Annotated in this window: 27 protein-coding genes; 21 read left to right on the forward strand and 6 right to left on the reverse strand. The window is 63.3% G+C overall.

Annotated elements, in window-relative coordinates:
* Nucleotides 1-37 precede the first annotated feature (37 nt).
* The 3 genes from nagB (at nt 38) to AC6JA3_RS08385 (ending at nt 3,055) form a co-directional block, all read left to right on the forward strand.
* Nucleotides 38-820: a glucosamine-6-phosphate deaminase gene (gene nagB, locus AC6JA3_RS08375; RefSeq protein ID WP_026540157.1), complete on the forward strand. Its 783-nt coding sequence runs from the start codon at nt 38-40 to the stop codon at nt 818-820.
* Nucleotides 821-828: 8 nt separating this feature from the next.
* A complete protein-coding gene (locus tag AC6JA3_RS08380) occupies nt 829-1,167 on the forward strand; it encodes a DUF3039 domain-containing protein (RefSeq protein ID WP_026540158.1) in 339 nt (112 codons plus the stop codon).
* Between the two features lie 112 nt (nt 1,168-1,279).
* Nucleotides 1,280-3,055, forward strand: coding sequence for a DEAD/DEAH box helicase (locus tag AC6JA3_RS08385; RefSeq protein WP_026540159.1), 1,776 nt, complete (start codon nt 1,280-1,282; stop codon nt 3,053-3,055).
* A gap of 100 nt (nt 3,056-3,155) precedes the next feature.
* Here AC6JA3_RS08385 and AC6JA3_RS08390 read toward each other — a convergent pair whose 3' ends face one another.
* Both AC6JA3_RS08390 and AC6JA3_RS08395 read right to left on the reverse strand, forming a co-directional pair.
* Nucleotides 3,156-3,782, reverse strand: coding sequence for an isochorismatase family protein (locus AC6JA3_RS08390; RefSeq protein WP_026540160.1), 627 nt, complete (start codon nt 3,780-3,782; stop codon nt 3,156-3,158).
* Nucleotides 3,782-5,110, reverse strand: a complete 1,329-nt coding sequence (locus tag AC6JA3_RS08395; RefSeq protein WP_026540161.1) for a nicotinate phosphoribosyltransferase — start codon at nt 5,108-5,110, stop codon at nt 3,782-3,784. The genes AC6JA3_RS08390 and AC6JA3_RS08395 overlap by 1 nt, the downstream gene beginning before the upstream one ends.
* 37 nt (nt 5,111-5,147) lie before the next feature.
* Here AC6JA3_RS08395 and clpS point away from each other — a divergent pair, with 37 nt between their 5' ends.
* The 6 genes from clpS (at nt 5,148) to rdgB (ending at nt 9,515) form a co-directional block, all read left to right on the forward strand.
* Entirely contained in the window at nt 5,148-5,510 is a 363-nt protein-coding gene (clpS, locus tag AC6JA3_RS08400) for an ATP-dependent Clp protease adapter ClpS (RefSeq protein WP_026540162.1), read from the forward strand.
* A complete protein-coding gene (locus tag AC6JA3_RS08405) occupies nt 5,503-6,069 on the forward strand; it encodes a DUF2017 domain-containing protein (protein ID WP_026540163.1) in 567 nt (188 codons plus the stop codon). Before clpS ends, AC6JA3_RS08405 begins: the two co-directional genes overlap by 8 nt.
* 103 nt (nt 6,070-6,172) lie before the next feature.
* Nucleotides 6,173-7,204 (forward strand): glutamate racemase, encoded by a 1,032-nt coding sequence (gene murI / locus AC6JA3_RS08410; RefSeq protein WP_397334515.1) that lies wholly within the window; start codon nt 6,173-6,175, stop codon nt 7,202-7,204.
* A complete protein-coding gene (locus tag AC6JA3_RS08415; protein ID WP_026540165.1) occupies nt 7,201-7,998 on the forward strand; it encodes an MBL fold metallo-hydrolase in 798 nt (265 codons plus the stop codon). The genes murI and AC6JA3_RS08415 overlap by 4 nt, the downstream gene beginning before the upstream one ends.
* Before the next feature lie 99 nt (nt 7,999-8,097).
* On the forward strand, nt 8,098-8,856 hold the full coding sequence (rph, locus tag AC6JA3_RS08420; RefSeq protein WP_011775233.1) for a ribonuclease PH: 759 nt from the start codon (nt 8,098-8,100) through the stop codon (nt 8,854-8,856).
* Nucleotides 8,853-9,515, forward strand: coding sequence for an RdgB/HAM1 family non-canonical purine NTP pyrophosphatase (gene rdgB / locus AC6JA3_RS08425; protein ID WP_347783216.1), 663 nt, complete (start codon nt 8,853-8,855; stop codon nt 9,513-9,515). The genes rph and rdgB overlap by 4 nt, the downstream gene beginning before the upstream one ends.
* A 99-nt stretch (nt 9,516-9,614) precedes the next feature.
* Here the strand turns inward: rdgB and AC6JA3_RS08430 are convergent, their stop codons facing one another.
* On the reverse strand, nt 9,615-10,373 hold the full coding sequence (locus AC6JA3_RS08430) for a VTT domain-containing protein (RefSeq protein ID WP_209320051.1): 759 nt from the start codon (nt 10,371-10,373) through the stop codon (nt 9,615-9,617).
* A gap of 131 nt (nt 10,374-10,504) precedes the next feature.
* Between AC6JA3_RS08430 and AC6JA3_RS08435 the strand changes: the two genes are divergently transcribed.
* The 5 genes from AC6JA3_RS08435 (at nt 10,505) to AC6JA3_RS08455 (ending at nt 14,280) form a co-directional block, all read left to right on the forward strand.
* Nucleotides 10,505-10,906 (forward strand): GntR family transcriptional regulator, encoded by a 402-nt coding sequence (locus AC6JA3_RS08435; protein ID WP_223943312.1) that lies wholly within the window; start codon nt 10,505-10,507, stop codon nt 10,904-10,906.
* Nucleotides 10,903-11,835 (forward strand): ABC transporter ATP-binding protein, encoded by a 933-nt coding sequence (locus AC6JA3_RS08440; protein ID WP_026540169.1) that lies wholly within the window; start codon nt 10,903-10,905, stop codon nt 11,833-11,835. Before AC6JA3_RS08435 ends, AC6JA3_RS08440 begins: the two co-directional genes overlap by 4 nt.
* A complete protein-coding gene (locus AC6JA3_RS08445) occupies nt 11,832-12,518 on the forward strand; it encodes a hypothetical protein (RefSeq protein WP_091550187.1) in 687 nt (228 codons plus the stop codon). Before AC6JA3_RS08440 ends, AC6JA3_RS08445 begins: the two co-directional genes overlap by 4 nt.
* A 97-nt stretch (nt 12,519-12,615) precedes the next feature.
* Nucleotides 12,616-13,626 (forward strand): 3'-5' exonuclease, encoded by a 1,011-nt coding sequence (locus AC6JA3_RS08450; protein WP_347783217.1) that lies wholly within the window; start codon nt 12,616-12,618, stop codon nt 13,624-13,626.
* Nucleotides 13,627-13,719: 93 nt separating this feature from the next.
* The gene (locus AC6JA3_RS08455) at nt 13,720-14,280 is read left to right on the forward strand and encodes a DUF4395 domain-containing protein (protein WP_347783218.1); all 561 of its coding nucleotides are present in this window, start codon (nt 13,720-13,722) and stop codon (nt 14,278-14,280) included.
* A 6-nt stretch (nt 14,281-14,286) separates the two neighbouring features.
* Here the strand turns inward: AC6JA3_RS08455 and AC6JA3_RS08460 are convergent, their stop codons facing one another.
* Nucleotides 14,287-15,357, reverse strand: a complete 1,071-nt coding sequence (locus AC6JA3_RS08460; RefSeq protein WP_347783219.1) for an ADP-ribosylglycohydrolase family protein — start codon at nt 15,355-15,357, stop codon at nt 14,287-14,289.
* A gap of 83 nt (nt 15,358-15,440) precedes the next feature.
* Here AC6JA3_RS08460 and AC6JA3_RS08465 point away from each other — a divergent pair, with 83 nt between their 5' ends.
* The 6 genes from AC6JA3_RS08465 (at nt 15,441) to AC6JA3_RS08490 (ending at nt 23,011) form a co-directional block, all read left to right on the forward strand.
* Nucleotides 15,441-15,797 carry a YidH family protein gene (locus AC6JA3_RS08465; protein WP_026540174.1) on the forward strand — a complete coding sequence of 119 codons (357 nt, stop codon included), beginning with the start codon at nt 15,441-15,443 and terminating at the stop codon, nt 15,795-15,797.
* A 13-nt stretch (nt 15,798-15,810) separates the two neighbouring features.
* On the forward strand, nt 15,811-16,161 hold the full coding sequence (locus AC6JA3_RS08470) for a DUF202 domain-containing protein (protein WP_026540175.1): 351 nt from the start codon (nt 15,811-15,813) through the stop codon (nt 16,159-16,161).
* Nucleotides 16,162-16,345: 184 nt separating this feature from the next.
* Nucleotides 16,346-17,293, forward strand: coding sequence for an aquaporin (locus AC6JA3_RS08475; protein ID WP_347783220.1), 948 nt, complete (start codon nt 16,346-16,348; stop codon nt 17,291-17,293).
* A 71-nt stretch (nt 17,294-17,364) separates the two neighbouring features.
* Complete coding sequence (locus AC6JA3_RS08480) at nt 17,365-18,537, forward strand: exonuclease SbcCD subunit D (RefSeq protein ID WP_497920071.1); 1,173 nt, start codon at nt 17,365-17,367, stop codon at nt 18,535-18,537.
* A complete protein-coding gene (locus AC6JA3_RS08485) occupies nt 18,534-21,563 on the forward strand; it encodes an AAA family ATPase (RefSeq protein ID WP_497920072.1) in 3,030 nt (1,009 codons plus the stop codon). The genes AC6JA3_RS08480 and AC6JA3_RS08485 overlap by 4 nt, the downstream gene beginning before the upstream one ends.
* Before the next feature lie 86 nt (nt 21,564-21,649).
* Nucleotides 21,650-23,011: an MFS transporter gene (locus tag AC6JA3_RS08490; RefSeq protein WP_091550199.1), complete on the forward strand. Its 1,362-nt coding sequence runs from the start codon at nt 21,650-21,652 to the stop codon at nt 23,009-23,011.
* A gap of 6 nt (nt 23,012-23,017) precedes the next feature.
* On the opposite strand, the gene AC6JA3_RS08495 is transcribed toward AC6JA3_RS08490, so the two are convergent.
* Nucleotides 23,018-23,995 carry an AraC-like ligand-binding domain-containing protein gene (locus tag AC6JA3_RS08495; protein WP_026540180.1) on the reverse strand — a complete coding sequence of 326 codons (978 nt, stop codon included), beginning with the start codon at nt 23,993-23,995 and terminating at the stop codon, nt 23,018-23,020.
* A gap of 236 nt (nt 23,996-24,231) precedes the next feature.
* Here AC6JA3_RS08495 and AC6JA3_RS08500 point away from each other — a divergent pair, with 236 nt between their 5' ends.
* Nucleotides 24,232-25,707, forward strand: coding sequence for an APC family permease (locus AC6JA3_RS08500; protein WP_026540181.1), 1,476 nt, complete (start codon nt 24,232-24,234; stop codon nt 25,705-25,707).
* A gap of 76 nt (nt 25,708-25,783) precedes the next feature.
* Here the strand turns inward: AC6JA3_RS08500 and AC6JA3_RS08505 are convergent, their stop codons facing one another.
* Nucleotides 25,784-26,584, reverse strand: a complete 801-nt coding sequence (locus AC6JA3_RS08505) for a MoaF C-terminal domain-containing protein (RefSeq protein ID WP_223943305.1) — start codon at nt 26,582-26,584, stop codon at nt 25,784-25,786.
* Nucleotides 26,585-26,616 lie beyond the last annotated feature (32 nt).

Consider the following 26,616-nt stretch of genomic DNA (forward strand, 5'->3'; position numbering starts at 1 on the left):
GATAGCTCGAAGACCCTTACCAAGAAAGGCCGTGACGATGGAAGTTGTCATTCTCCCTGGCACCAAGCAGATCGGTGCGCTTGCAGCCGATGCCATTGAAGCGTTGGTCCGCCGCAAGCCCAATGCTGTTCTGGGCCTTGCCACGGGGTCCTCGCCGCTGCCCGTCTATGACGAACTGGCGCGCCGCTACGATGCCGGGGGACTGGACTTCAGCCAGGCCCATGGTTTCGCGCTCGATGAATATGTGGGCTTGGAGGCCGGGCACCCCGAGTCCTACCGCGAGGTGATCCGGCGCGAATTCACCAACCGGGTGAACATCAAGCCGGAGAACGTCCACGGGCCGGACGGTGCTGCCGAGGACCTGGAAGCAGCCTGCCAGGATTATGAGGATGCCATCAAGGCCGTCGGCGGCGTGGACCTCCAGATCCTGGGCGTGGGCACTGACGGGCACATCGGCTTCAACGAGCCAGGATCCTCCCTGGCGTCGCGGACGCGGATCAAGACACTGATCGAGCAGACCCGCAAGGACAACGCCCGCTTCTTCGACAGCATCGATGACGTTCCCCACCATGTGGTGACGCAGGGACTGGGGACGATCATGGATGCCCGGCATGTGGTGCTGGTGGCGACGGGTGCCCAAAAGGCGCAGGCTGTCCGCGATTTCGTCGAAGGCCCCGTGGCGGCGATCTGCGCTGCATCGATCCTCCAGATGCACCCGCACGCAACAATTTTGGTGGATGAGGCAGCCGCGTCATCGCTGAAATTGGCCGATTACTATCGCCACACGTTCGACAACAAGCCGGAGTGGCAGGGCATCTAGACGGTAAGATGTTTGGCATGACTACGCTTCCTCCGGATCCATTCGAAAACGACCCCATGCGCGAGCTTTCCGGAGCCGGAACGTCCACTGCCACCATTGAGCGCGAAGAAACGCGCCAGGAAGTGGAACCCGGCGACCGCGAGCGTTTTTCCCACTATGTCCGCAAGGAAAAGATCATGGAGTCGGCTTTGACCGGCGAGCCGGTCATTGCCTTGTGCGGTAAGGTCTGGACGCCCGGACGTGATCCCCAGAAGTTCCCGGTCTGCCCGGAGTGCAAGGAGATTTACGAAGGCCTCCGCCCCGGCAACGACGGTGGAAACAACGGCGGCCCGGGCAACTCCAAGTAGTGGGTGGGAAGAGAACACAGGTCCCTTCTGATCGTCACAGTTGCCTCCTCCAACCCGGCTTCTTAGCCGGGTTGGAGGCCATGGGCGCTGCCATCAGGCCGGGGGAGCCAGCATGACAGAAACACTTTTCGGCGGCCCATCCCTGCCTCCGGCGTACCCGGAACGGGCCGCCTGGGGCACTGCGCCCAAGCTGCGCGCCTGGCAGCAGGAGGCGCTGGACCTCTACATGACCCGCAACCCCAAAGACTTCCTCGCCGTGGCCACCCCTGGTGCCGGTAAGACTACTTTTGCGTTGCGGATTGCCACCACCTTGCTGGACAGCGGTGTGGTCAACAGGATTACCATCGTTGCCCCTACCGATCACTTGAAGCGTCAGTGGGCTGACGCCGCAGCCAAAGTTGGGATCGCCATCGACCCCAACTTCAAGAACTCCGATGGCCAGCATGGCCGTGGATTTGTTGGCGTCGCAGTGACTTACGCGCAGGTGGCGAGCAAACCCATGTTGCACCGCGCAAAGACCGAAGCGGCGCGTACCCTGGTGATTTTGGATGAAATCCACCACGGCGGTGAAGCGCTCTCCTGGGGCGATGGCCTGCGTGAGGCCTTTGATCCTGCCGCGCGGCGCCTGTCGCTGACCGGTACGCCGTTCCGTTCGGATACTTCGCCCATTCCCTTCGTCGAATACGCCGAGGACCGCGACGGCATCAGGCGTTCAAAGGCCGATTACACCTATGGTTACGGCAATGCCCTGAGGGATCACGTGGTCCGTCCCGTGCTCTTCATGGCCTATTCGGGCCAGATGCGGTGGCGCACCAGTGCAGGCGATGAGATGGCTGCTTCACTGGGTGAAGCAGCTGTCACCAAGGACATCACTTCCCAGGCGTGGCGTACTGCGTTGAACCCCACGGGGGAATGGATCCCCGCCGTTCTCGCCGCGGCCGACAAGCGCCTGGGCGAGGTCAGGCGGACAGTGCCCGACGCCGGTGGCCTGGTTATTGCCACGGACCACGACGACGCCCGGGCCTATGCGGGCCAGCTCAAGAAGATCACAGGCCAGTCGCCCACGGTGATCCTCTCGGACGACTCCAAGGCCTCAAGCAAGATCGAGGAATTCTCTGCTGGGGACCAGCGCTGGATGGTTGCCGTCCGCATGGTGTCCGAAGGCGTTGACGTCCCGCGTCTTTCTGTCGGTGTGTACGCAACCTCAACCTCCACTCCGCTGTTCTTCGCCCAGGCTGTGGGTCGTTTTGTGCGTGCCCGCAAGAGGGGTGAAACGGCGTCGGTCTTCCTTCCGTCGGTGCCGCCGCTGATGATCCTCGCCAACACCATGGAGGCCGAGCGTGACCACGCCCTGGACCGCCCGGAGAAGGATGAGGATGGTCTCTTCAATCCCGAAGAGAACCTCATGGCCGAGGCCAACCGCGAGGACAAGGCATCGGATGAACTGACCAAGGGCAAGTTTGAAGCGCTGGACTCCCAGGCCTCTTTTGACCGCGTCCTTTTTGACGGCGGCGAATTCGGCACGGGTGCGGACATTGGTTCCGATGACGAGCTGGACTTCCTGGGCATTCCCGGGCTCCTGGACGCCGAGCAGGTGGGGACGCTGCTGCGTCAGCGCCAGCACGATCAACAGTCGCGGAAAAAGCGTCAGTCGCCGCTGGCCGCTGCTGCCTCTCCCGCTGTGCCTGACCACCGGATGCTCATGGATCTGCGAAACGAGCTGGCCAAGAACGTCGCCGCCTGGGCTGCCCGAACCGGTACCCCGCATGGGGTTGTCCACACCAAACTTCGTGAAGTGTGTGGCGGTCCGGCGGTCGCCCAAGCCAACGAGGAGCAATTGCAGGCCCGTTTGCGCAAGCTCCAGGATTGGTTCATCGGCAGGAAGTAGCGGAACCGTCATCCCTCAGATACGCCGAAGGGCGCCGCGGTTGCGGCGCCCTTCGGCGTATCTGCTGCGGGCCTTCCGTGTCTGTTCAGAAAGCGGCAGCTCAGTCGCGTTCGACGTCGACGCCGGCTGCTTCCATCTCGTCCAGCGCATCGGTGAGGTCTTCGGCGATTCCGGCCGTAAGGCCCGCGATGACGGTGGTGTTGTAGCCGGCCTGAACGGCGTCAAGTGCAGTTGACTTCACGCAGTAGTCGGTGGCCAGGCCCACCACCACAACGTCCTCGACGTCGTGGCTTTGCAGCCAGTCATCGAGCCCGATCGCATCTTCCTCGAGGACGTCGGCTACGGTTGCGCCGGCCTTCAAGTCTCCGGTAGGGACGTCGTCTTCGGGCGCGAGGACCCCTTCGAAGCCGGAGTAGGCCGCGGTGTATTGTCCCTTGCGGAAATAGGCCTGGATGTACTCGGGGTCGAGGTCTTCGTGCAGTTCCGCGCCCTTTGTCCGGGCGCGGCAGTGCGGAGGCCATGAATCCACCATGTCGGGGTCATCCGAAAAGTGTCCGCCCGGTTCGATGTGCCAGTCCTGGGTGGCAACGATGTGGTCGAAGTGCTGCTGGTTGGCATCAACATACTCGGTGATGGCTCCGGCGATTGCGGCGCCGCCTTCAACGGCCAGGGTACCGCCCTCGCAGAAGTCGTTCTGGACATCAACGATGATCAGGGCACGGGACATCAGTTCTCCTCGTAGACAGTGGGAATGGCGGCCTCGCCGCGCTGGAGGCGGTTGACGACGGCGGGCAGCTCGGCCATGGTGGCCGTGTGCCTCTCCTTGGCGCGGATCACGCCTTCGGGCCCGGTCCATCCCGGGAGGACCTCGCCGTTCTTGACGAATTGGTGCAGAAGTACGCGGTCGTTGCCGTCGTCCTGGGGCCGATGGCCGATGCCCACCACCTCCTGGGTGGCGCGGCCGCGGTCATTGAGTTTGCGCAGGGCGTACTTCCGTCCACCCACGCTGGCTTTGTTCTTTGCGGCCTTGGCCACTGAAATGAACTCGCCGGAATCGTTGGTACGGCTCACCAGTTTGTAGACCATGCTGGCCGTGGGAGCACCGGAACCGGTCACCAGGGACGTGCCCACGCCGTAGGAGTCCACCGGGGCCGACTGGAGGGCAGCGATGGCGAATTCGTCAAGGTCCGAGGTCACCACGATCCTGGTGTTGACGTTGCCCAGGTCATCCAGCAATTGCCGGACCCACTGTGCCTGGGCAATCAGGTCCCCGGAATCCAGGCGGACTGCACCGAGCTTGTCGCCGGCGAGTTCCACGGCAGTGCGCACCGCGGTCTCGACGTCGTAGGTGTCCACCAGCAGCGAGGTCCCGGGTCCGAAGGTCGCGATCTGCGCTTCGAAGGCTTCCCGCTCGGTGTCATGGAGCAAGGTGAAGGAGTGGGCTGCCGTGCCGACCGTCTTGATGCCGTAGCGGCGTCCGGCCTCCAGGTTGGAGGTGCTGGCGAAGCCGGCGATCACGGCGGCGCGCGCTGCCGCCGTCGCCGATTCTTCCTGGGTCCGACGGGAGCCCATCTCGATGCAGGGGCGGGTGCCCGCTGCGGAGGTCATGCGTGAAGCGGCGGAGGCAATGGCACTGTCGTGGTTGAGGACGGACAGGATGTAGGTCTCCAGGATGCAGGCTTCTGCGAAGGTGGATTCGACGATCAGGATGGGGGAGTTGGGGAAATAGGCGTCGCCCTCGGCGTAGCCCCAGATGTCGCCGCTGAACTTGTAGTCTGCCAGATAGTCCAGTGTTTCCTGGTTGACCACTTTGTTCTGCTGGAGGAATGCGAGCTCGGCGTCGCCGAAGCGGAAGTCGGCTATGCCCTCCAGCAGGCGCCCCGTGCCGCCCACCACGCCGTAGCGCCGGCCGTCCGGCAGCCGCCGGGCGAAGGCTTCGAAGACCGAACGACGATGCGCGGCGCCCGAATGCAAGGCGGCCTGAAGCATGGTCAGTTCGTAATGGTCGGTGTACAAGGAAGTTGCGGGGTGGTCCCAGGACGTGGCTCTACTCACGAATTCACTCTAGTGCGAGCCGCCATAGAATGGACAGATGAGCCCCAGCGTTGCGTATGGCACGGACATCGATGAGCGGACCAAAGCTGCAGAGCAGTCCGCCACCGATGTCCTGACCGCCCCTGATATCCCGTGGAACCTTGTGATCTGGAATGATCCGGTGAATCTGATGAGCTACGTGAGCTTTGTCTTCCAGAGTTACTTCGGCTATTCCGAGTCCAAAGCCCACAAGCTGATGATGGAGGTCCACAAAAAGGGCCGCTCCATCGTGGCCCACGGAAGCAAGGAACAAGTGGAGCAGCACGCGGTAGCCATGCACGGTTTTGGCTTGTGGGCCACCGTGGAGAAGGCCGCGAGCGGAAACGAAACACCCGGAAAGGGCGGCCGCCAGCGTGGCTAAGGCATTCAAGTACGGACTCAAGGGCATCACGGGATACCTCGAACCCGCTGAACGGGACCTCTTGCGCGGATTGCTGGACGACGTCATTTCCATGTTGGAGCAGGACGTCAAGGAGAACGAGGACCCCCTGGCGGCCCTCATCGGCCTGGACATGGACGTCAAGCAGCCCAGCGACCGTGCGCTGCTGCGGCTGCTGCCCAACGTCATGAAGGACGACGACGGCGGCTCGCTGGAGTTCCGGCAGCTCACCGAACGCTCGGTGCGGGAAAACAAGATCGGAGCCCTGAGGGCCGCGGCCATGGGGCTGGACAAAGACGACCTGGTCCTGACTCCAGAGGACGCCACGCGGTGGTCCATGGCCCTGAACGACGTCCGCCTGGTCCTCGCCGAACGCCTGGACATCCGCGATGAAGCTGACGCCGAACACATCCACAGCATGCAGGACTGGAGCCAGGCCGAAGACGTGGAAAGTTACCTGGCCCTGGTCTACAACTTCACTACCTGGCTGCAGGAGTCCCTGGTACAGGCCATGATGGCGGCAAGGCAGGGGAAATCCTGATCCGGACGGCCAAGTGCTGCTCCTGCCGTGTGACACATCAGACACGAGGCGGAGACCACAGGTAATGGCCGCACACCAAGGGAAGCCTTATTCTCGAATAATTATGACTTCAGCATCGGGTTCACCAAGCGGCGCCCTGGGCTCTGACGCCCCCATCAGCACGGGGGAACTTGTCGGCACGCGCCCGATCGGCATTTTCGACTCCGGAGTCGGCGGGTTGACCGTTGCGCGCTCCATCATCGACCAGCTTCCCAACGAGTCAATCCTCTACGTAGGTGACACTGCCAACGGCCCTTACGGTCCCCTTCCCATCGCCGAGGTGCGGGCCAATGCTTTGGGCGTGATGGATGAGCTGGTGGATTCGGGCGTGAAGTTGCTGACCATTGCCTGCAACTCCGCCTCCGCCGCCGTGCTCCGGGATGCGCGGGAAAGGTATACGGCCCGCTATGGCATTCCGGTCATCGAGGTCATCCAGCCGGCCGTGCGGCGGGCTGTCGCGGCTACGCGTTCAGGCAGGATCGGCGTCATCGGAACCTCAGCCACTGTTGGGTCCCGTGCCTACGAAGATACTTTCGCTGCTGCTCCTGACCTCACCATCACCTCAGTGGCCTGCCCGGCCTTCGTGAACTTCGTGGAGGCTGGCATCACCACCGGACCTGACCTTCTCGCTGCAGCCAACGAATACCTGGAGCCGCTCAAGGAAGCCGGAGTGGACACAGTGGTCCTCGGATGCACCCACTACCCGTTGCTGACCGGCGTCATCTCCTTCGTCATGGGCGAGGACGTCACGCTGGTTTCCAGTGCCGAGGAAACAGCCAAAGACGTGTACCGCGCCTTGGCCAACCATGGCATCCAGCGGACGGAGCCCACCACGCCAAGCCACGAGTTCATTGCCACTGGAGATGCTGCCCAGTTCGAGACCCTCGCCCGCCGTTTCCTGGGACCGGAGGTCCTCTCGGTGAAGCACGTGGACCATGTGGCGGCGCAGTACCCCACCGGCAGCCTGGCCCGTATTACGCCCGAGATGTTGGAAGCGGCACGCTCCGGAACCGGCCTGTCCCGGCGCTCGTACTTTGTACAGCCGGATCCGGCCGTCAACGCCGGCGCGGGCAACACCCTGGGGCGTGGATTGTGAAACTCACCATTGTGGGCTGCACGGGCTCATTCCCCGGACCCGGTTCCCCGGCGTCGTGTTATTTGGTGACCGCGCATGACGGTGAGCGCGAATGGAAGATCGTCATGGACCTGGGCAGCGGTGCTTTGGGTGCCATCCAGCGTTACACGGATCTGGAAGACATTGACGCAATCTTCCTCACCCACCTCCACCCGGACCACTGCATGGACCTCTGCGGACTCCACGTGGCCGTTCGCTGGAAGCCAGGCGGATGGGGGCGGGACCGGCTCCCGGTCTGGGGACCTGCCGCTACGGCGGACCGGATGGCCACAGCCTATGGCCTGGATTTGGATCCGGGCATGCACGAGGAATTCGACTTTACCCACTGGGCCGAACGGCAACCTGTCACTGTGGGCCCCTTTACGGTGACCCCGTTTGCCGTAAACCACCCGGTGGAAGAGGCCTACGCGTTGCGTGTGACTGCCACCGAGCCCGGCAAGGACGGTGTGGCGGTTACGAAGGTCCTGACGTACTCCGGGGACACCGATTCCTGCCAAGGCCTGGAGGATGCGGCCAAGGGCGCGGACTTGTTCCTGTGTGAAGCGGCGTTCGAGGAAGGCCGGGACGATGACGTCAAGGACGTCCACCTCACCGGCAAGCGTGCGGGGGAGGCAGCAACGAACGCTGCTGCCAGGAGGTTGCTGTTGACCCACATTCCGGTATGGACTTCACAAACCAAGGTCCTGTCCGAGGCGAAACCGGTCTTCGCCGGCGACGTCGCCGTAGCTGTCGCAGGAGTGCATTACACGATCTAGTCGAAGGATCCAGTAGAAGGATCCAGTCGAACGATCCAGCCTGGAAGGCGCCGGCCAGTGCGGGCGCCGGGGGTGTCCGGGCTTGGCTAAGCTTGGAGCATGACTTCTGAAGCTACAGCCACCCCCGTCATCCGTGCCGATGGCCGGACCCCAGACCAATTGCGCCCCATCAGCATCACGCGCGGCTGGTCCAAGCAGGCCGAAGGTTCGGCGCTGATCGAGTTCGGCAACACCCGGGTCCTGTGCACAGCTTCCCTGACCGAGGGCGTGCCGCGCTGGCTTAAGGGCGAAGGCCGCGGCTGGGTCACCGCGGAGTACGCCATGCTGCCCCGGGCTACGAACACCCGATCGGACCGCGAGTCCGTGAAGGGCAAGATCGGCGGCCGTACCCACGAAATCTCACGCCTGATCGGGCGCTCACTGCGCTCGATCATCGACACCAAGGCGTTGGGTGAGAACACCATCGTGCTGGACTGCGACGTCCTGCAGGCCGACGGCGGCACACGCACCGCTGCCATCACGGGTGCTTATGTCGCGCTGGCTGAAGCCATCCGCTTCGCCCGGGAGAACAAGCTGATCGCGCGCAACGCCGAGCCGCTGGTGGACACCATCGCAGCGGTCTCCGTGGGAATCATTGACGGCGTGCCCATGCTGGACCTGCCCTATGTGGAGGACGTCCGGGCCGAGACGGACATGAACGTTGTGGTCACCGGATCCGGAAAGTTCGTCGAGGTCCAGGGCACCGCTGAAGGTGCTCCCTTCGACCGCGACGAATTGAACGCACTGCTGGACCTGGCCCTGCTGGGCACCACGCAGTTGTCAGCCATCCAGCGCGAAACCCTGGCCGAGGCCCCGTGAGCGGCACGGCAGCAACCGCGGCTCCGCGCCTTGTCCTGGCTACCCACAACAAGGGCAAGCTGAGGGAACTCAGGGAGTTGCTGCGGGACCAGGTACCAGGACTCGACGTCGATACCCAGGTGGTGGACGCCGCTGCGGCCGGTGCCCCGGACGTTGCGGAAACCGGCGTCACCTTTGCCGAGAACTCGCTCCTGAAGGCCCGCGCCGTCGCGGAGGCTACGGGTCTGGTCGCGATTGCCGATGATTCCGGCTTGGCCGTCGATGTTCTGGGCGGAGCCCCGGGCATCTTCTCGGCGCGTTGGTCCGGAACCCACGGGAACGACACCGCCAACCTGAACTTGTTGCTGGCCCAGCTCTCTGATGTTCCGGACGACTTCCGTGGAGCTGCGTTTGTTTGTGCTGCCGCTTTGGCTGTGCCGGGTTCCGATGGCATCGCCCATGAAACCGTCGAATACGGCCAGCTCGAAGGGACGCTCCTGCGTGAACCCCGGGGTGAGGGTGGCTTCGGCTACGACCCCGTGCTGCAGCCGGCCGGCATGGACCGCAGCTGTGCAGAACTGAGCCCGGAGGAGAAAAACGCCATCAGCCATCGTGGCCAGGCGTTCCGGGCACTGCTTCCCGCGATCGTCTCGGCTTTGTCCGGCCCCGGTTCGCTGTAAGCTCTGCGTCAGCAAAAAAGGCACCCCGCGGATGCGGGGTGCCTTTTTTGCTGTTCCGGGCTCCAGGCGCGGCCTGTGCCTCGGAGCGGCTGTGAAGCCTCAGTGCTCCTGCTTGCCGCCCTCGTGTTCCTCGATGAACTCCTCCACGGGGTCCCCGCCTTCGGCAGCCGCACGGCGCTTGGCCACGAATCCACGTCCAATCTCAATGAAGATCGGGATGACCGAGATCAGGACGATCACAATGAAGATGATGTCGATGTTGTTTCCGACCCACTCGAACTGGCCAAGCCATGCACCGAGCAGGGTCACTCCGCCGCCCCAAAGGACAGCGCCGATGACGTTGAAGAGGAAGAACTTGCGCTTATCCATCTGCGCAACGCCCACGATGACCGGCACGAAGGTCCGGATGATGGGAACGAAGCGGGCAAGGATCAAGGCCTTGCCACCGTGCTTTTCAAAGAACGCGTGGGCGCTTTCGACGTTTTCCCTCTTGAAAAGCCGTGAATCAGGCTTGTTGAAGATGGCTGGGCCGGCCTTTGACCCTATGAGGTAGCCAGTCTGGTTGCCGATGATCGCAGCGACGATGATCAGGCCGCACATGGCGAAGAGATTGAATTCGATGGCACCGGTGGAGACCAGCAGCCCTGCCGTGAACAGCATGGAATCACCCGGCAGGAAGAAACCCACCAGGAGGCCTGTTTCTGCGAAAACGATGGCGCAGACCAGGAGGATCACCCAGGGTCCCAGCGGTGAATCGCGGAGGAAGACGTCAGGGTTCAGCCAGTCCGGCAGGAACGAAGCCATGGAGGGTTGAACCGGTCCCGCACCCCCGATGGTGGATACGGCAAGGTCGTTTATCGCAGAAAAGATCACCCAACAAGCCTACTTGACGGCCGTCGTCGTGATTTTCCCGGCGCGAGCCTTGACTCCTGCTTCACTGCTTGTATGGTTAGTTACATGAGTAACGAACCAAAGAGGCGGTGGTGCTCATGATCGATGACAGCAAGCCGATCTTCCTTCAGATCGCAGAGCTCATCGAGAACGGAATCGTGGACGGAACCATGGCCGAAGAGTCGCAGGTGCCCTCCACCAACGAGTTTGCTGCCTTCCATCGGATCAACCCGGCGACCGCCGCCAAAGGCGTCAACCTGCTGGTGGATTCAGGAATTCTGTACAAGCGCAGGGGGATAGGGATGTTCGTAGCAACAGGGGCCCGCGCCCAGTTGATAGCGCGCCGCACCGAAGAATTTGTCGAGCAATACGTCAAGCCGCTGGCTTTGGAAGCCCGGAAGCTGGGCATTACGGCCGAGCAGTTGAACACCATGATTGAACGCACCTCCGGGCTTGTACCGGAAACCGGGACAGACAAGGAAAGGAGTGCGGCCCTGTGAACGAGACCATCGTCGAGGCCCGTCACCTGATCAAGCACTACAAAGACCTCAACGCACTGGACAACGTCAACCTCAGCCTCTCCGCGAACCGTATCTACGGCCTGCTGGGGAGAAACGGCGCCGGGAAGACCACGCTGATGTCCATCCTCACCGCCCAGGCCTTTGCCACCTCCGGGGAAGCACTCGTCTTTGGCGCCAGCGCCTATGAAAATGACGCCGTGTTATCCAGGATCTGCTTCATCCGGGAATCGCAGAAGTATCCGGACGATTTCCAGCCCCGCCACGCTTTCCGCTCTGCCGCCCTGTTCTACAAGGACTGGGACCAGGGTTTCGCGGACCGGCTGGCCGAAGACTTCCAGCTTCCCCTCACACGCCGCATCAAGAAGCTCTCACGGGGGCAGTTATCCGCCGTCGGGGTCATCATCGGCCTCGCCTCCCGCGCAGAACTGACCTTCTTCGATGAGCCGTACCTGGGGCTCGACGCCGTTGCCCGGCAATTGTTCTATGACCGCCTGGTTGAGGACTACGCCCGGCACCCGCGAACCATCATCCTCTCCTCCCACCTGATCGATGAGGTAGCAAACCTCCTGGAGCACGTAGTGGTGATCGACCGGGGCCGGATCATCATGGACGCCGATGCCGAGGAGATCCGGGGTTCGGCGGTCACGGTATCCGGTTCTGCCGAAACGGTGGATTCGTTCCTCAGCGGCAGGAAGGTCCTGCACCGCGAAACGCTCGGATCCCTGGCGTCAGTGACCGTGGACGAGGTGTTGGATCACCGCGAACGCACCGAGGCCCGAGAGTTGGGCCTTGAACTGTCGCCGGTTTCCTTGCAGCAGTTGGTGGTGCGAAAGACCATGGCCGGCGCCGACTCTGCAGGGACGCCGAGTGGCGACTTCGCCGATGACACGATGGAGGCACGACGATGAGCAGGACCATGGCAGTTGCCCGGATGCAGCTGATCAACAAGTGGACGTACATCGGGTGGCCGTTGACCATCCTGGCGGCTTCCTTCCTCATGTCGCTGGCCATCTTTGCGCTCATACCCGTCACCGAAGGGAAAAACGGCGGCGGCAGCCAGGCGCCCCTGTGGTACTTCCTGGTCCTGGGAATCCAGAGCATGACCCTGGTGTTCCCGTTTTCCCAAGGACTGAGCATCAGCCGCAAGGCTTTCTATCTGGGAACCCTGGGCTTGTTCTCGCTCATTGCGGTGGGGATGACGGTGCTCTACATGCTCGGTGGCGTCATTGAAAAAGCCACCAATGGCTGGGGTGTCTACGGCTACTTCTTCAACATCCCGTGGGTGACGGACGGTCCGTGGTATTCCACTGCCGCGTTTTTCTTCGTGGTGATGATGTTCATGTTCATCATCGGGTTTTGGTTCGCCACGGTCTTCAAGCGCTGGGGGACCACCGGGACGTTGATCTCGACCCTGGGTACCGGGCTGCTCCTGATTGGTGTGGCCGCCTTGTCCACCTTGCTTCAATGGTGGGGAGCGATTGGGGCCTGGTTTGCCCAGCAGAGCCCCCTGAGCATCAGCGGCTGGGCAGCGCTGCTGTGTGTGGTCCTGGCTGCCGGCTCCTACACAACCCTTCGCAAAGCCACCCCATAGGGGTCAACGTGTAGCGTTCGCCACAATACTGGCCTGGAGAGGCCGCCCCGCCGCGGAAATTGGCAGGGGCGGCCTTTGCCGGCTGTAACCTTGTCCAGTGGCATTGGACTTTACGGCGATCGACTTTGAAACAGCCAACGGCTTCCGGGGGTCGCCGTGTTCGGTGGGCCTGAGCAAAGTCCGCGGCGGAGTCGTGGTGGAAGAAGCGTCCTGGTTGATGCGCCCCCCGGAGAACCACGACCACTTTGAGTTCCACAACACCCGCATCCACGGGATCAGGGCCGAAGACGTTGCCGGCCGTCCACGGTTCGGTGAACTCTTTCCCGAAATCGGTGCGTTCATCGGCAGTGACGTCCTCGCAGCCCACAACGCAGCCTTCGACCTCGGAGTCATCCGTTCCGGCCTCGAAGTATCAGGGCTCGCCGGCCCCGCCTATGACTATGTCTGCACTGTCATGCTTTCCCGGCGCTGCTACTCCCTGGTGTCCAACTCCCTGCCGTACGCCGCGGAAGAAGCCGGGGTGCCCCTGGTCAACCACCACGATGCGGCGGAGGATGCCAGGGCCTGCGCTGGAATCCTGGTGGACATCGCCCTGCGGAACAACGCGAACAGCATCGCCGAACTGTATCTCTCCCTGGGCCTTAACCTTCCCCAGCAGCCGGCGTTCGATCCCTCCCAAGGTCTTTCCAAAGCCACCCGTTCTGCGCTCGCAGCCAGGATGGGAAGCGCTGGTGAAGCTGCGCCGGACCGCGCTGCCGGAGGTCCCAGTGGATGGTCGGCCTGGCCCGAGGAAGGCCCCAATCCCTTACCGAATCCCAGCGCGGAGCCTGGGCACCCCTTGTACGGACAGACTGTGGTTTTCACCGGGGATCTTGCCATCACCCGGCCTGAAGCCAAAGTGCGTGCCGCGGACATGGGAGCCCGGCCCGAGAGCAGGGTGACGGCAAGGACCACCGTGCTGATCGTCGGCGACGGTTTTGTGGCCGGGGACCTGCGTGCCGGTCGACTCACAGGCAAAGCCAAGCGGGTGCTGGAGCTCCATGCCAAGGGCCAACAAATCGAGGTTGTCTCCGAAGGCGAATTCCTGCAGATGGTGGGCGGGGGCTAAGCCCTGACCGCGGAGGGCGGGAATGGACACGGACGTGTTCACACTGCGCAACAATGCTTCCCGCCCGATGAACTGCGCTCCTAGCCTTGGTGGATGACCAAGCTTCCCTTTCGCCCGGCACAGCTGCGTGGGCACGATGATGCTGCAGGGGCAGATTCACACCGCAGGACTGATTGGCGTGCCGTTTTCGCGTTCCCCAATCCCGTGAACGACTACGCTGCCCGCATCACCGCCGGGCTCGTGGTGGTTCTGGCCGGGGCAACACTGGTGACCGGCTGGGGATGGGGCTTGGCGGTACTTGCCACAGGTTTTTGGCTCCGCGTGCTTTTTGGTCCCCGTGTTTCCCCGCTCGCGCTGCTTTCGGTTAAAGTGCTCGCACCCAGGATCGGGCACGTGAAACTCGTTGCCGGCCCGCCCAAGCGCTTTGCCCAAGGCATTGGCGCCGCCTTGACCAGTGCCGCCGTCGTGCTGTACTTCACCGGCCACCAGCTCGCTGCCTGGGTCCTGCTGGCTATTTTGATCGTGGCGGCCTCGCTGGAGGCGTTCGCCGGCTTTTGCCTGGGCTGCGCAATTTTCGGCTTCCTGCAGCGCCGCGGCATCATTCCCGAGGCTGTTTGCGAGGCCTGCAACAACGTGGCGCTCCGCAGCTCATAGCTCCCGTCATCCGGTAGTGACGGCCAGAAGCCTCTCTCCCATGCCACGGATGACCTCGGGGGCTTCCAGGGCGGCGAGCCAGTCGGCAGGGAGGCATTCTTCGCCGTAGAAGGCCCCCAGGATGTTGCCGGCGATGGATCCGGTGGAGTCGCTGTCACCGCTGTGGTTGATGGCAACGGCCACAGCATTGCCGAAGTGCTCCGCTGGTGAAGCGCCATTCGTGGCCAGCACGGAGTACAGTCCGACGGCGAGTGCCTCCTCGGCGACCCAGCCCTCACCGAGCGCTGCGGTGAGCTCTTCGGGCTTCAGGACGGGGGATTGCTGCGACAACTGCAGGGCAGCCTCCAGCCGCTCGCCAAGTTCCGGCGCTTTGGTGGGAACACCGTTTACGTAGCTGAGGGCTGCGGTTGCGGCATCAAGGATGCCGCTTCCGGCCACGATGTTGTGGATCAATAAGCTGAAGGCCGCTGCGCTAAGCCGCGCTGAAGGATGTCCGTGTGTCAATGAAGCAGCGTCGGAACTCAGCTTGTAGACAGCCTCCCGCGGGATGTGGGGGACCAGTCCAAAGGGTGCTGAACGCATCACCGTGCCGCATCCCTTGGAATCAGGATTCACCGGACGGGCTACCGTGCCCATCTCCCCGGTAGCCAGGCCGCTCAGGCAGGCCTTCCCGGGTGCCCTGCGGTGCCGGAGCACTTCCTGGGCATCGATCCACCGGGGTTGGGGTGCGGGTGCGGAGGAGGAAACAGCGACGTCCTGGGTGTTGAGCCACCGCAGGTAGGCAAGCCACAGGCAGGCGATTTCGTCCGCAGCCACGCCATCGTTGGCCCATTCAAGGGCTTCGACCAGGCCGTCAACGGTGTAGAGCGTCATCTGGGTATCGTCCGAGAAGTGGCTGCCGCCGTCGAGCTGTCCAAAGCCAATCAGGCCGGCAGGGCCGTACTTTGCACGGATCGCTTCGATGGATTCAAACTCCACAGCATAGCCAAGGGAATCACCCAGCGCGCCACCCAAAAGTGAGCCATGGACACGGGATTCGAAGGACGGCGCTACACGGGAGGAAGGTTCAACACTCATGCCAGTAACTTACCGTGCCCGCGAACGCCCGCTGATATGGTGGGGAAGCTGCCCGGCACCGATGAAACCTTGGAGGAACCTGCGTGCGTGAACCTGCTTGGCGACGATCCGGCAAGACACCTGATTACCGGTTCTCGCTTGCCAACGAACGCACTTTCCTCGCCTGGATCCGTACCTCCCTGGCCCTGCTTGCCGGCGCCGTAGCAGTTGACCAGCTGGCTCCCAACATCGCGCCGGCTCCGGTCCGGCTGGTCCTTTGCGTCCTTTTGGCATTGGTCGGCGCAGGTTTGGCCGCCTTGTCCTACCGCCGGTGGGGGCACATGGAAGCGGCAATGCGCAACGACCAAGCGCTTCCCTTCTCCCGTGTCATGTTGTTCATGACCATAGTGGTTGCCTTGGCAGCCTTCGCCTTCGCGGTACTGATCCTGGTGGCCCGGTGATAAAGGACATCCCTTGAGTGCCGACGTCCGCGATCCCGGCCTTCAACCGGAGCGGACCACGCTGGCGTGGCGCCGGACCCTGATCTCCCTGGTGGTGGTGGACCTTTTCATTTGGCGGAGTTGGTTGACGTCGGAGCCGTCCACGGGCACCCTTGCCCCCGGGCTCCCGGGGCTTGACTACCAAGGCCTCTGTGCGCTCATGTCAGCTCTTGCCACCGTCGTCCTCGCCTCCGTGGTGTGGATTCGATCACGCCAGCTCCAGGCCGGGAACGCCGCTGCTTCCCCGCAGTTGGTCCTGGTCAGCACCGTGGCCGTGGTGTGCCTTGGTGGAACGGCGATCGCCGCCATAGCTTTGGGCGGCTAAGCTCGAAGGCAGGATTCAGCAACCGCCCAGACTCGGCTGGCACAATGCTCAGAGCTTTGGACTTCCAAACGGCGTACCTGCGCCAAGGATGCGCCGGGCAGCAAGCAGCACTGGACAAGTGCGCGCAGCACGCTTCGGGGCCGGCCGGGACGCCTCCCTGACCAACGTTAAGGACACATTCGACATGACCTCTCCTGTTCAGGCCACTTCCGAACCCCAACCGGGGCTTTTTGCCCGCTTGTCGGCTGAGGCATTGGGATCGATGTTCATTGTGGTGGTGGCGGTGGGAGTCGGGATTTTCTCCAACCCGGGCGGGGCACCTGTCCCGGTTGCCCTGGCGGCAGGCCTGACAGTGACAGTTGCCATGCTGGCCTTCGGGCATGTGTCCGGTGGCCACTTCAATCCGGCCATCACCCTCGGCAACCTGGTAGCGGGCCGGATCCGGGCCATCGCTGCAGTGGCCTACCTGGCGGCCCAGATCGTTGGAAGCATCGCTGGTGCTGCCCTCGTGTACTTCGTGGTGACCACCGTCCCCGTGCTGACGAACGCCCGCGCTGCCTTCGACGTGGTGGCTCCCGGCTTCGGGGAGCACGCGCCGGCCCAAACGCAGATGGCGGGGGTCCTGATGGTTGAAATCCTTGGTTCTGCCCTGCTTGTTGCGGTTTTCCTCGGAGCGACCGCCGGCCGCCGGGCTGTTCCCGCAGTGGCTCCCTTCGCCGTAGGCCTTGCCATGGTGGTGCTGCTCCAGCTGGGGCAGGTCCTGGGCAACCTTCCCTTCAACCCCGCACGGGCAACGGCCCAGGCTTTCTTCAGTTCACCTTGGGCCATTGAGGGCCTGTGGCTCTTCTGGGTGGCACCGCTGATGGGCGCGGCGCTGGCCGGTCTCGTCTTCCGTGGTTTCCAGGGCCTTACCGCCGCCAACGGTGCCGGGACCACGGATGAGCAGGCAGACGCTGCTGACGGAGTCCACGATGAATTCGATACCGACCAGGATGTGACGGTAGAGGCGGCGGAAACCGCTGATGCCAAGGTCCAGGACACTTCGCCGGGCAAGAACACGGTCAGCCCGGCACCTGCCCCTGCTGCCGCCGCAGATGATGCCCGTGATTTCTTCGACGGTAAAAAGGGCTGACTGCCGGACAGGATCGACGCCGGACGGCCCGCCTCCGCTTTATTGTCGGTGCCCCCGGTTAACTTGGGATTATGCGGTTACTTCACACTTCGGATTGGCACCTCGGCCGGTCATTTCACGGCGTTGGCATGCTTGAAGCCCAGCGCGACTTCGTGGACCAATTGGTATCGGTTGTCCAGGCCAAATCCGTTGACGTCGTCCTGATCGCAGGTGATGTCTATGACCGCGCTTTGCCGGGCCTTGACGTGGTGAAACTCCTCGATGATGCCTTGGTCCGGATCTCCCATGCAGGTGCCGCCGTGGTTTTGACCAGCGGCAACCACGACTCCGCCATCCGGTTGGGCTTCGCTTCCCGGCTGTTGGAGCGTGGGGGAGTGCACCTCCGGACCCGGGTTGAGGACCTGGACGTGCCGGTGGTCATGCCATTGGGGCCGGACCCTGGCAGCGGGGACGTGGCCATTTACGGGATTCCCTATCTGGAGCCCCGGCTGGTGGCTGAACGGATGGGCGTCGAAACTGCCAACCACTTCGATGTCACCTTGGAGGCTGTGGAACGCATTCGGCGTGATGTGGAGCGCCGCCGGGAAAACGGACCGGTCCACCCTGTAGTCCTCGCCCACACTTTCGCCAGCGGAGGCATCACCTCGGACAGCGAGAGGGACCTCAGCATCGGCGGACTGGGGGCTGTTCCATTGGATCTTTTTGAGGGCTTCGCCTACACCGCACTGGGGCACCTTCATGGCCGCCAGGAACTTGCGCCGAACGTCCGATACTCAGGTTCGCCGCTGGCCTACTCTTTCTCCGAGGCCAAGCACCGCAAGGGCGCCTGGCTGGTGGACATCGACGCCGACGGTGCAGTGAAGGTCGACGAGGTTTTGTGGGAAGCTCCCAAACCGTTGGCCATCCTGCGCGGCACGCTGGATGACCTGATGGCGTCAGGGGAGCATGCATGGGCGGAAGCTGCTTACTGCCAGATCACGTTGACGGATGTACAACGCCCCGCCCAGGCGATGGAGAGGGTGCGAACCCGTTTCCCCGACACCTTGGTTCTGGCCTTCGACCCCGAAGGCGGCGAAGCCGTGGCCAAGACCAGCTACAGCAGTCGGCTCGCCGAGGCCGAAGACGACCTCGACGTCTGCTGCGGCTTCCTGGAACATGTCCGGGGACGCGCTTCAGGCGAGGCCGAGGAAACCGCCCTCAAGGAAGCCCTTGAAGCTGTGCGATTGGAGGAAGCGGAGCTGTGAGAATCCATCGTTTGGACATCGAAGCCTTCGGTCCCTTTGCCACGCCCCAGCACATCGACTTCGACCAACTGAGTGCCCAGGGCCTCTTCCTGCTGAACGGCGCTACCGGTGCCGGGAAAACCAGCATCCTGGATGCCATCTGTTTTGCCCTCTACGGCTCCGTCCCGGGTGCACGGCAGGAAGGAAAAAGGCTCCGCAGCGACCACGCGGCCCCGGGCGCGGAACCACGCGTGGTGTGTGAGTTCTCCGCTCGTGGAAGGCGTTTCGAAGTAACGCGCTCGCCCGCGTGGGATCGGCCCAGCGCCCGTGGGCGCAACGGCTTCACCACGCAACAGGCCAAGACGCTGCTCCGTGAAAGGGTGAAGGGCACCTGGGAAGAGAAATCCTCCAGGAATGATGAAGTAGGGGCCGAGCTTTCCGACGTCCTGGGAATGGACCGGGAGCAATTCACCAGGGTAGTCATGCTGCCACAAGGTGATTTTGCCGCCTTCCTCCGGTCCAAGGCAGGGGACCGATTGGAACTGCTCCAAAAACTGTTCGGCACCCAGCGCTTTGAAGCTGTTGAGCGCCATCTGGCACGGCAGGCCGTTCTCGCTGCCGGGGCCGTCCAGGAGAACACAGCGGAACTGACCATGCTGTTGGACAGGGTTGCCGCCGAACGGCAACAGCTGGGGACAACCCAGGCCGGGACGGGGGATTCCGAAGGTGCCTCTGCCACCATCGTCGCAGGGCAAGATCCCGAGGAATGGCTGGCCGGGGTTGAGGACGAAGCCACGGCCGAGTGGCAGCGCCGTCAGGACCATGCCGCAGAAGCCGGGTTTTTGGCCACGCGACTCGCAGCCAAAGCCGTGGAAGCACAGGACAAGGCTGCGCGCCACGGGCGTCTCGCCGCTGCGATGCAGCGGCGGGTCCTTTTGGAGTTGGCCGCTCCCCGCGCGCAGGAGAACAGGGAAAGGCTCGGCCGGCATCGGCGTGCCGCCGTTCTTAGCGGCCAATTGGATGCCGTGGATTCGGCAGCCCGCAAAGTCGAGGCTGTCGCTGGGCTAGCGGCCGGTATTCGCGCAAAATTGGACGCAGCCGGTATTGACCCCCAGAACCCTGCCACATCCCTGGAGAGCGTCAAGGCAAGTTGCGCCGTGCTGGAGGCACGTCTTCCCGATGAGCAGCGCCTGGAAGGTATCGCAACACGGCTTTCAGCCAAACGCGCAGCGTCGGCCGAACATGCTGCTGCAGCTGAAGCGGCACGCTCCGCATTGGACCAGCTTCGCGACGAAGCGGCTGATGTGGAGTCGCAGATTACGGTCCTCGAACCTGTAGCAGGGAAGCTGGCAGAGCTGGAAAGGGAAGCTGCGGCGGCCACCGAACTGGTGGAGATTGTGGCCCGCCACGCCACTGCTGCCGAAGATTTGGAGGACATCACCGGGAAACATCTCCGTGCCCGGACCGTATCCCAGGATGCCCGCCAGCAGTGGCTCGATCTGAGGGAGTTGCGCCTTGCCAATGCGGCGGGAGAGCTGGCAGCAGCCTTGGAAGACGGTTCGCCATGTGCCGTATGCGGCAGCACGGACCACCCTAACCCAGCTGCCGCAGTACGTTCGGCCCTCTCGCTCGCCCAGGAAGAGGAAGAGCTGAAGGAGCTTTTCGATACCTGCGAGAAAGCCGAGGCCAAGCTTGCAGAGCAGGTCTCCGCGGCAGCCCAGGTTCTCGCCGGCCTGAAAGCACAAGGAGGCTCTGCGGACGCCGCCGACGCCGGGACGAAGCGTGAGGATGCCAGGAAGGCCCTCTCGGAGGCCCGAAAGGCAGAAGCTTCCTTGGAGGTGCTGCGGAGCCGTCACAAGTCCCTTGACCGGCGCATCGCACTGGTGGAGGAAGAACGCGCCGGCTCCCTCTCGGCCGCTGCCCAGGCAGCTTCCGAGGTGGGGTTGTTCGAGGAACAACTCACTGAACTGGAAACCGAACTCTCCGGCTTGAGGGGTGGCTTCAAGAGCCTGCGCGAAAGGTTGGAGGCCCTGTCGGCTGAACGCACTCTGCTGCAGCAGGCCGCTGATGCTGATCGGGACATCGAAAGCGCAGCACAATCGCAGGCGGATGCCTTTGCCTCCCTTGACCGCGCGTTGCCGGAATCCGGATTCGGGTCTGCGGAGGAAGCACGTCGTGAACTCCTGCCGCCGGCCGATGTTGTTGGCCTTGAAAAGGACCTCACCGATTTCGACGCTGAGTCTTCCCGGCTCGACGAGCTGTTTGCCGGTGAGGACCTGGTCCTGGCCGCGAAGGAAGCGGGCATTGGCGAGCTTCCCCTGCCAGAGGCGGAACTTGACGGCCTGGAACAGTTGGCTGCCGAGGCTGCCGACAAAGCACGTGAGGCCGCCGTTGCAGCAGGGTTGGCTGGAAAGTCGGTCCAAGCTGTTGTCCGGCTCAGGGCTGAGTACGGGGTGCTCGCCCAGTCGGGCAAGGAGCCGCGGAAAAAGGCCCGGCTGCTGGCAGAGTTGGCAGACACGGTGCGGGGAGCCGGTGACAACAGTTACCGGATGAGCCTGAACACGTATGTTCTGGCCGCGCGACTGGAACAAGTGGCCATCGCCGCCTCGGAGCGGCTTGTCGCCATGAGCGATGGCCGATACACGTTGCAGCACACTGACGCCAAGGCAGCACGGGGTGCGAAGTCGGGACTGGGTCTGGAAGTGGTGGATGAGTGGACCGGCCAGCACCGCGACACCTCGACCCTTTCCGGCGGGGAGTCTTTCATGGCCTCGCTGTCCCTTGCCCTCGGCCTTGCCGATGTTGTCCAGCAGGAGGCCGGTGGCGTGGATATTGAGACGCTGTTCGTCGATGAAGGCTTCGGCAGCCTCGACGAGCAAGCACTGGAGCAAGTGATGGATGCTTTGGAAGGACTGCGTGATGGAGGCAGGGTTGTTGGCCTGGTAAGCCACGTGGCCGAGATGAAGCAACGCATCACCAGCCAGGTGCAAGTAGTCAAAGGCCGGCACGGATCCACGGTGCGCATCGCTGAAGCGGTGCCGGCCTAGGACATATCCGATAGACTTAACCCGTTACACCGGGTCGCGCGCATCGGGAGGAGGGACGATGCGCATCCTTTAGCGAACCCGGATTAATGGAAAAATCTTCAGTGGCCTCCCAGCCCCTCCCTTCTGCGACCTCACGCCCATCACGCCTGCCTGGCCGTTTCGCGCGGCTTCCCGAGTTGGCAGGACCTGGTTTCCTGCCCTTGGGCCTCTTCGCCCGGCTTCCCCTGGCCATGCTCACCGTCGGAACCCTGACACTGGTCACCGCCGTCAGCCAGTCCTACGCCATTGGCGGCATGGCTGCCGGGGCTGTTGGCATCGGTTCTGCCCTTGGCGCGCCGGTCCTTGGTTCCCTGGCTGATCGCGCAGGTCAGCGGATAGTGCTTCTCGTGGCCGCGGTCATCAACGCATTGGCTGTTGCCGGATTGCTTGCCGCGGCGTACCTCACCCCGGCCTACGGTTCGGCAGGTGATGCCGCAGTCGTCCTGGTGGCGGCTTTCATGGCCGGTGCGAGCTGCCCGCAGGTTGGTCCGATGGCAAGGGTCCGCTGGATGGCACTGACCACCCGCAACCTTTCCCCCTCGGCCACCAGTGGAAGCAAGAGCGTGGCATCAAACCGTGCCGATCTGGATACCGCGTTGTCCTATGAGGGCACCGCTGACGAAGTGACGTTCGTCCTCGGACCTGCGTTGGTGGGTGTCCTGGCCAGCATGGTGGCGCCGTGGCTGCCACTGGCCCTGGCAGCGGTCATGACCATCACATTGGTGCCGGCTTTCGCCGTCCACCCCAGCCAGCATGCAGTGGTTCCCGCACCCCGCAAGCCGGCGCCCGGCGTCGTGCCTTCCGGTGATGGGGCTGCGCAAACGGGTCCGCAGCGGCGCAACCGTTGGGCTGGAGCAGTAGTGGCCGTTCCGGTCCTTGCCATGGTGTGCATGGGTACCTTTTTCGGGGCGACCCAAAACGCGCTGAGCGCCTATTCAGCGCAGTACGCAACGGCCGAGATCGCAGGTCTTTTGTATGCCGTGATGGGTCTGAGTTCCGCTGTGGCGGCTCTGTCCGTAGCCTTTTGGCCGCAACGGTTCAGCTTGGCCTCCCGTTGGGTCGCGGCTGCACTTGCGATGTCAGCATTGTCGTTCCTGCTCCTGTTGCCCGCCGGTATCTGGCCAATGGTCTTTGTCTTGCTGATCCTGGGTATTCCCGTGGGCCCGGTGATGGTCACCGTGTTCAGCATCGGCGGAGTGGTGGCGCCGGCGGGTCGCATGGCCACAGTCATGACGGCCCTGGCAAGTGGAATCGTTGCAGGTACCGCGTTAGGTGCCTACCTGGCGGGGCAATTGGCCCAGACACAGGGGCCCGGTGCGGCCTTCGTGGTTTCGATGGCAGCCGCGGCGGGCCTTCTGGTGCTCGGCGTCCTGACATCCTTGGTGATGAAAAGCAGGCCTCAGGCGTAACTCCAGCTACCGGGGTTCGCTGCGGTATCCGGTGGGGGAATTCCCGAAAGCTGCGCGGAAGATGCGGCTGAAATGGGCGGCATCGGTGAAGCCCCACCGCGCCGCGATTGCCGTGACAGCTCGATCCGCCAGCACCGGATCCCTGAGGTCCCGCCGGCAACGTTCCAGTCGCCGTTGCCGGATGGAGGACGCCACCGTGGTCCCGATTTCCTGGAAGAGGTCGTGCAGATGCCGCGTGGAAATGTAATGGGCAGCGGCAATGGTCCCGGGGGAGAGCTCGGGGTCACCGAGGTTGGCCTCGATGTAGTCATGGATTCGGCCCAACAGCAGCAGGTGCGGATCCCTCCCTGTCTCGATCAGTTGATCGAGTTCACCGTTGAAAAGCGTGGTGACCAGGTCCAGGGCGTTGTGGACCAACCGGAGCCCGTTGGTGCCGGAGAGGGCTTCGAGGTTATCGGCCAGCTTGACCAGGAAGGGGCTGATGAGTTCGCCCAGGCCCTCATCGCCCGGAATGCGCAAGGCCGTCACATGTCCCATCGCTTCAGCGGGCAAGTCCAGCAGGACGTGCGGGAACATGAGCACCAAAGTGCGGAAGTCGTCGTCGAACGTTAGTTGGTACGGGCGGGAGGTGTCGTAGATGGAGAGATCGCCGGGGAGCAGCACGGCCTCGCGTTCGTCCTGAACCAGGCGGCCCGATCCCGCCAATTGGATGCTGAGTTTGAAGAAGCGTCCTGCTGACTTGGCAATCAGTTCCGGTGTGCGCTGGACAGTGTGGGGACCGGCGGTAATTTCCACTACGGAGATTTGTCCCAGCACGCGTGCCCGCATTGTTCCGTGGAAGGACGCTGCCTGGAACGAGGAACTGACCGGACCCGTTGCCAGCAGTGGCACAAAGGAGGTGGAGATCGCCTTGCTCCACTCCTGGAACGACTCCGCCACGATGGTTTCCACGGTTGCGGGGCCCGTATCAGCCGCGACGGTCATCGAACTCCTTCTAAGTGGCCCGCGGCGCCGCTGCCACTGATGCCGGGAATGCCCGGTTGTGCGGACGTGAGCTTGCCCACGATTCTACACCGGGCGCCCCGTGCGTCCGTGCTTGCGTGCTCCGACAAACACCCTGCCGTGTGAGACAAGTCACGCAGGGACCATGCGGTGGAAGATTGCGGAATGACAGACATCGTGCCGCGCAATCTCCCGTGGCACCGAGGCAGGAGCACACTATGAGCGTGGACAACCCCGTCAAAGGCAAGGCCGCTGGAGCCGTAGGCACCAGGAGGCGTCTGGGCGTACCGGCAGTAACCTTCATGATTATCGCGGCCTCGGCACCGCTGACCGTGCTTGCGGGTGGAGTAACCACCACCTTCGCTGTTACCGGGGTCACCGGTGTCCCACTGTCCTTCCTGATCCTGGGCGCAATCCTGGCTTTGTTCGCTGTCGGTTACGCCGCAATGAGCCGCTACGTCACCAACGCCGGGGCGTTCTACGCCTACATTGCCCAAGGCATTTCCAGGCCGGCTGGTGTGGGGGCATCACTGATTGCCCTCATGGCCTACAACCTTATGCAAGTGGGCATCTACGGCTTGTTCGGCTTCACCGTCTCATCGCTGTTGTCCGCGAGGCTTGGTATCAGCGTGCCGTGGTGGATTCCTGTGCTGGTGTGCATCGCAATCGTCGGATGGCTGGGAGTGAACAGGGTGGATCTGTCCGCCAAGGTGCTGGGCGTCCTGGTCGCCCTGGAGTTCCTGGTGGTCATTGCCTACGACGTCATCAGCCTCGCAGTAGCGCCCGAAGGCATCAGCGCAGCAACCTTCAGCCCCGAAAGCCTGTTCGTTCCCGGGGTTGGAGCAGTCCTCTCCTTCGGTATTGCCGCCTTCATGGGTTTCGAATCCGCGGCCATCTACGGTGAAGAGGCCAAGGACCCCAAACGCACCGTGGCCCGGGCAACCTTCTCGGCCGTTGGCATCATCGCTGTCTTCTACGCAATCTCCGCTTGGGCCATGACCGTAGGCGCCGGCCCCTCCGCTGTGATTGAGGCGGCCACCACCAATGGGCCTGACATGATCTTCGCCTTCCTGGGCACCCATGGCGGCGTCCTGCTCAGCGACATTGCCCAGATCCTCTTTGTCACCAGCCTCTTCGCCGCACTCGTCAGCTTCCACAACGCCGTAGCCCGCTACTTCTTCTCCCTTGGACGAGAGCGTGTCCTGCCGTCGGCGCTGGCCAAGGTGCGGGCCGCCAGCGGGGCACCCTTTGCCGGTTCGCTGGCACAGACGGTAATTGCCGTCGTCGTAACCATTGCCTTTGCCATTGCCGGCTCCGGCTCGGAAATGGGCGAGCTGTATCCCGTCCTGACCATGTTTACCTGGCTCACCAACAGTGGTGCCATGGGGCTTGTGCTGTTGATGGCCGTGGTCTCTGTGGCAGTGATCGGATTCTTCCGCCGCCAGCAGCACGGGGCAAGCCTGTGGGTCAGGGTGATCGCTCCCGGCCTGGGGTTCGTGCTCCTGGCGATCGTCTTTGTGCTCATCATGGCCAACTTCAACGTCTTGCTGGGGCAAACCGAGTCAACGGCCGCCTCGTTTGTCCTGCCGATGCTGGTGCTGCTGCCCGGAGTTGTTGGACTCATCTGGGGCCTGCGTCTCCGGCGCTCGCAGCCTGCACTGTACGCCCGGATCGGCCATGGCTCCGAAGACTGAGAACTGTCGTTGATCCAGAAGGAAGCCCCGGCGGGTGTTTCGCCCGCCGGGGCTTCCTTGTCCTGTTTCCGTGGAGCTAGATTCCCATCGCCGGGTTGAGCCCGGGGCTGTGCCGGCTGATGCTGATCAGCCGGCCGTGGGCGCCGAAAGTGAAGTGCACCGGCGCGATGCCCGCCTCGTCCCAACCGAAGAGGCTGCCGTGGGACCGGATGGCATGGGGATCACGGTGGTCCGCAATGGTCACCGATCCGCACGGTATGACTTTCTCGCGCCACGTGAAGACGAAGATTCCGGGGCGGATCTGAAAGACGGTGTTGGAGTCCGTGTCCGCCAATCCGCGCTCGGGACCTGCCAGGCATTGCCAGGTGTACCAGGTGGGGCTGAGGTAGATGTGCTCATAGGCGTGGGATTCGCTGTAGACCCATTCAACCCGCCGCCCAATGAGTGCGTTGCTTTCTGAAATTTCGGCCCCCGTGGGATGGTGGCCATCGAGCGTCCCGGGGCGGAAATCGTGCTGGACGGCCACACTCGACGCTGTTGCCCTGCCCAGTGCGGCACCAATGTACAGCGCCCTGCCGTGCAGCAGGTCCAGGACCAGGGAAACGGCGAGTCCGGGATCCTGGGTGCTCTGCCATTGGACGTAGTACAGTTCCTCGGCCACCAGGAAGGCCTCATAGGGTGCGGTTCCTGACTGGCCGGCCGCAGCCCACTGAACTTCTTCGTCATCGAAGCTGAACGTCATGGGGCCGCCGTCATTGCTGAGGGAGAACTGCTTTCCTGCCAGGTCCTGCACGGTGGGCGCCTTGTTGGCGTCGAAGCCGGGGGCCAGGCCGTCCAACGGCAGCCAGTTGGAGGTGTCTAGGAGATTCAGGCTCATGGGTTCCTTCTCGGGCTCGAAAGAAGGACCGG

This window comes from Arthrobacter sp. TmtSoilC79, from assembly GCF_059739405.1.

Excerpts from the sequence above, each read along its gene's own strand:
- nagB (WP_026540157.1), top strand. The coding sequence starts at position 38 with ATGGAAGTTGTCATTCTCCCTGGCACCAAGCAGATCGGTGCGCTTGCA.
- AC6JA3_RS08380 (WP_026540158.1), top strand. The coding sequence starts at position 829 with ATGTTTGGCATGACTACGCTTCCTCCGGATCCATTCGAAAACGACCCC.
- AC6JA3_RS08385 (WP_026540159.1), top strand. The coding sequence starts at position 1,280 with ATGACAGAAACACTTTTCGGCGGCCCATCCCTGCCTCCGGCGTACCCG.
- AC6JA3_RS08390 (WP_026540160.1), bottom strand. The coding sequence starts at position 3,782 with ATGTCCCGTGCCCTGATCATCGTTGATGTCCAGAACGACTTCTGCGAG.
- clpS (WP_026540162.1), top strand. The coding sequence starts at position 5,148 with ATGAGCCCCAGCGTTGCGTATGGCACGGACATCGATGAGCGGACCAAA.
- murI (WP_397334515.1), top strand. The coding sequence starts at position 6,173 with ATGACTTCAGCATCGGGTTCACCAAGCGGCGCCCTGGGCTCTGACGCC.
- rph (WP_011775233.1), top strand. The coding sequence starts at position 8,098 with ATGACTTCTGAAGCTACAGCCACCCCCGTCATCCGTGCCGATGGCCGG.
- AC6JA3_RS08435 (WP_223943312.1), top strand. The coding sequence starts at position 10,505 with ATGATCGATGACAGCAAGCCGATCTTCCTTCAGATCGCAGAGCTCATC.
- AC6JA3_RS08445 (WP_091550187.1), top strand. The coding sequence starts at position 11,832 with ATGAGCAGGACCATGGCAGTTGCCCGGATGCAGCTGATCAACAAGTGG.
- AC6JA3_RS08455 (WP_347783218.1), top strand. The coding sequence starts at position 13,720 with ATGACCAAGCTTCCCTTTCGCCCGGCACAGCTGCGTGGGCACGATGAT.
- AC6JA3_RS08460 (WP_347783219.1), bottom strand. The coding sequence starts at position 15,357 with ATGAGTGTTGAACCTTCCTCCCGTGTAGCGCCGTCCTTCGAATCCCGT.
- AC6JA3_RS08475 (WP_347783220.1), top strand. The coding sequence starts at position 16,346 with ATGACCTCTCCTGTTCAGGCCACTTCCGAACCCCAACCGGGGCTTTTT.
- AC6JA3_RS08480 (WP_497920071.1), top strand. The coding sequence starts at position 17,365 with ATGCGGTTACTTCACACTTCGGATTGGCACCTCGGCCGGTCATTTCAC.
- AC6JA3_RS08490 (WP_091550199.1), top strand. The coding sequence starts at position 21,650 with ATGGAAAAATCTTCAGTGGCCTCCCAGCCCCTCCCTTCTGCGACCTCA.
- AC6JA3_RS08495 (WP_026540180.1), bottom strand. The coding sequence starts at position 23,995 with ATGACCGTCGCGGCTGATACGGGCCCCGCAACCGTGGAAACCATCGTG.
- AC6JA3_RS08500 (WP_026540181.1), top strand. The coding sequence starts at position 24,232 with ATGAGCGTGGACAACCCCGTCAAAGGCAAGGCCGCTGGAGCCGTAGGC.
- AC6JA3_RS08505 (WP_223943305.1), bottom strand. The coding sequence starts at position 26,584 with ATGAGCCTGAATCTCCTAGACACCTCCAACTGGCTGCCGTTGGACGGC.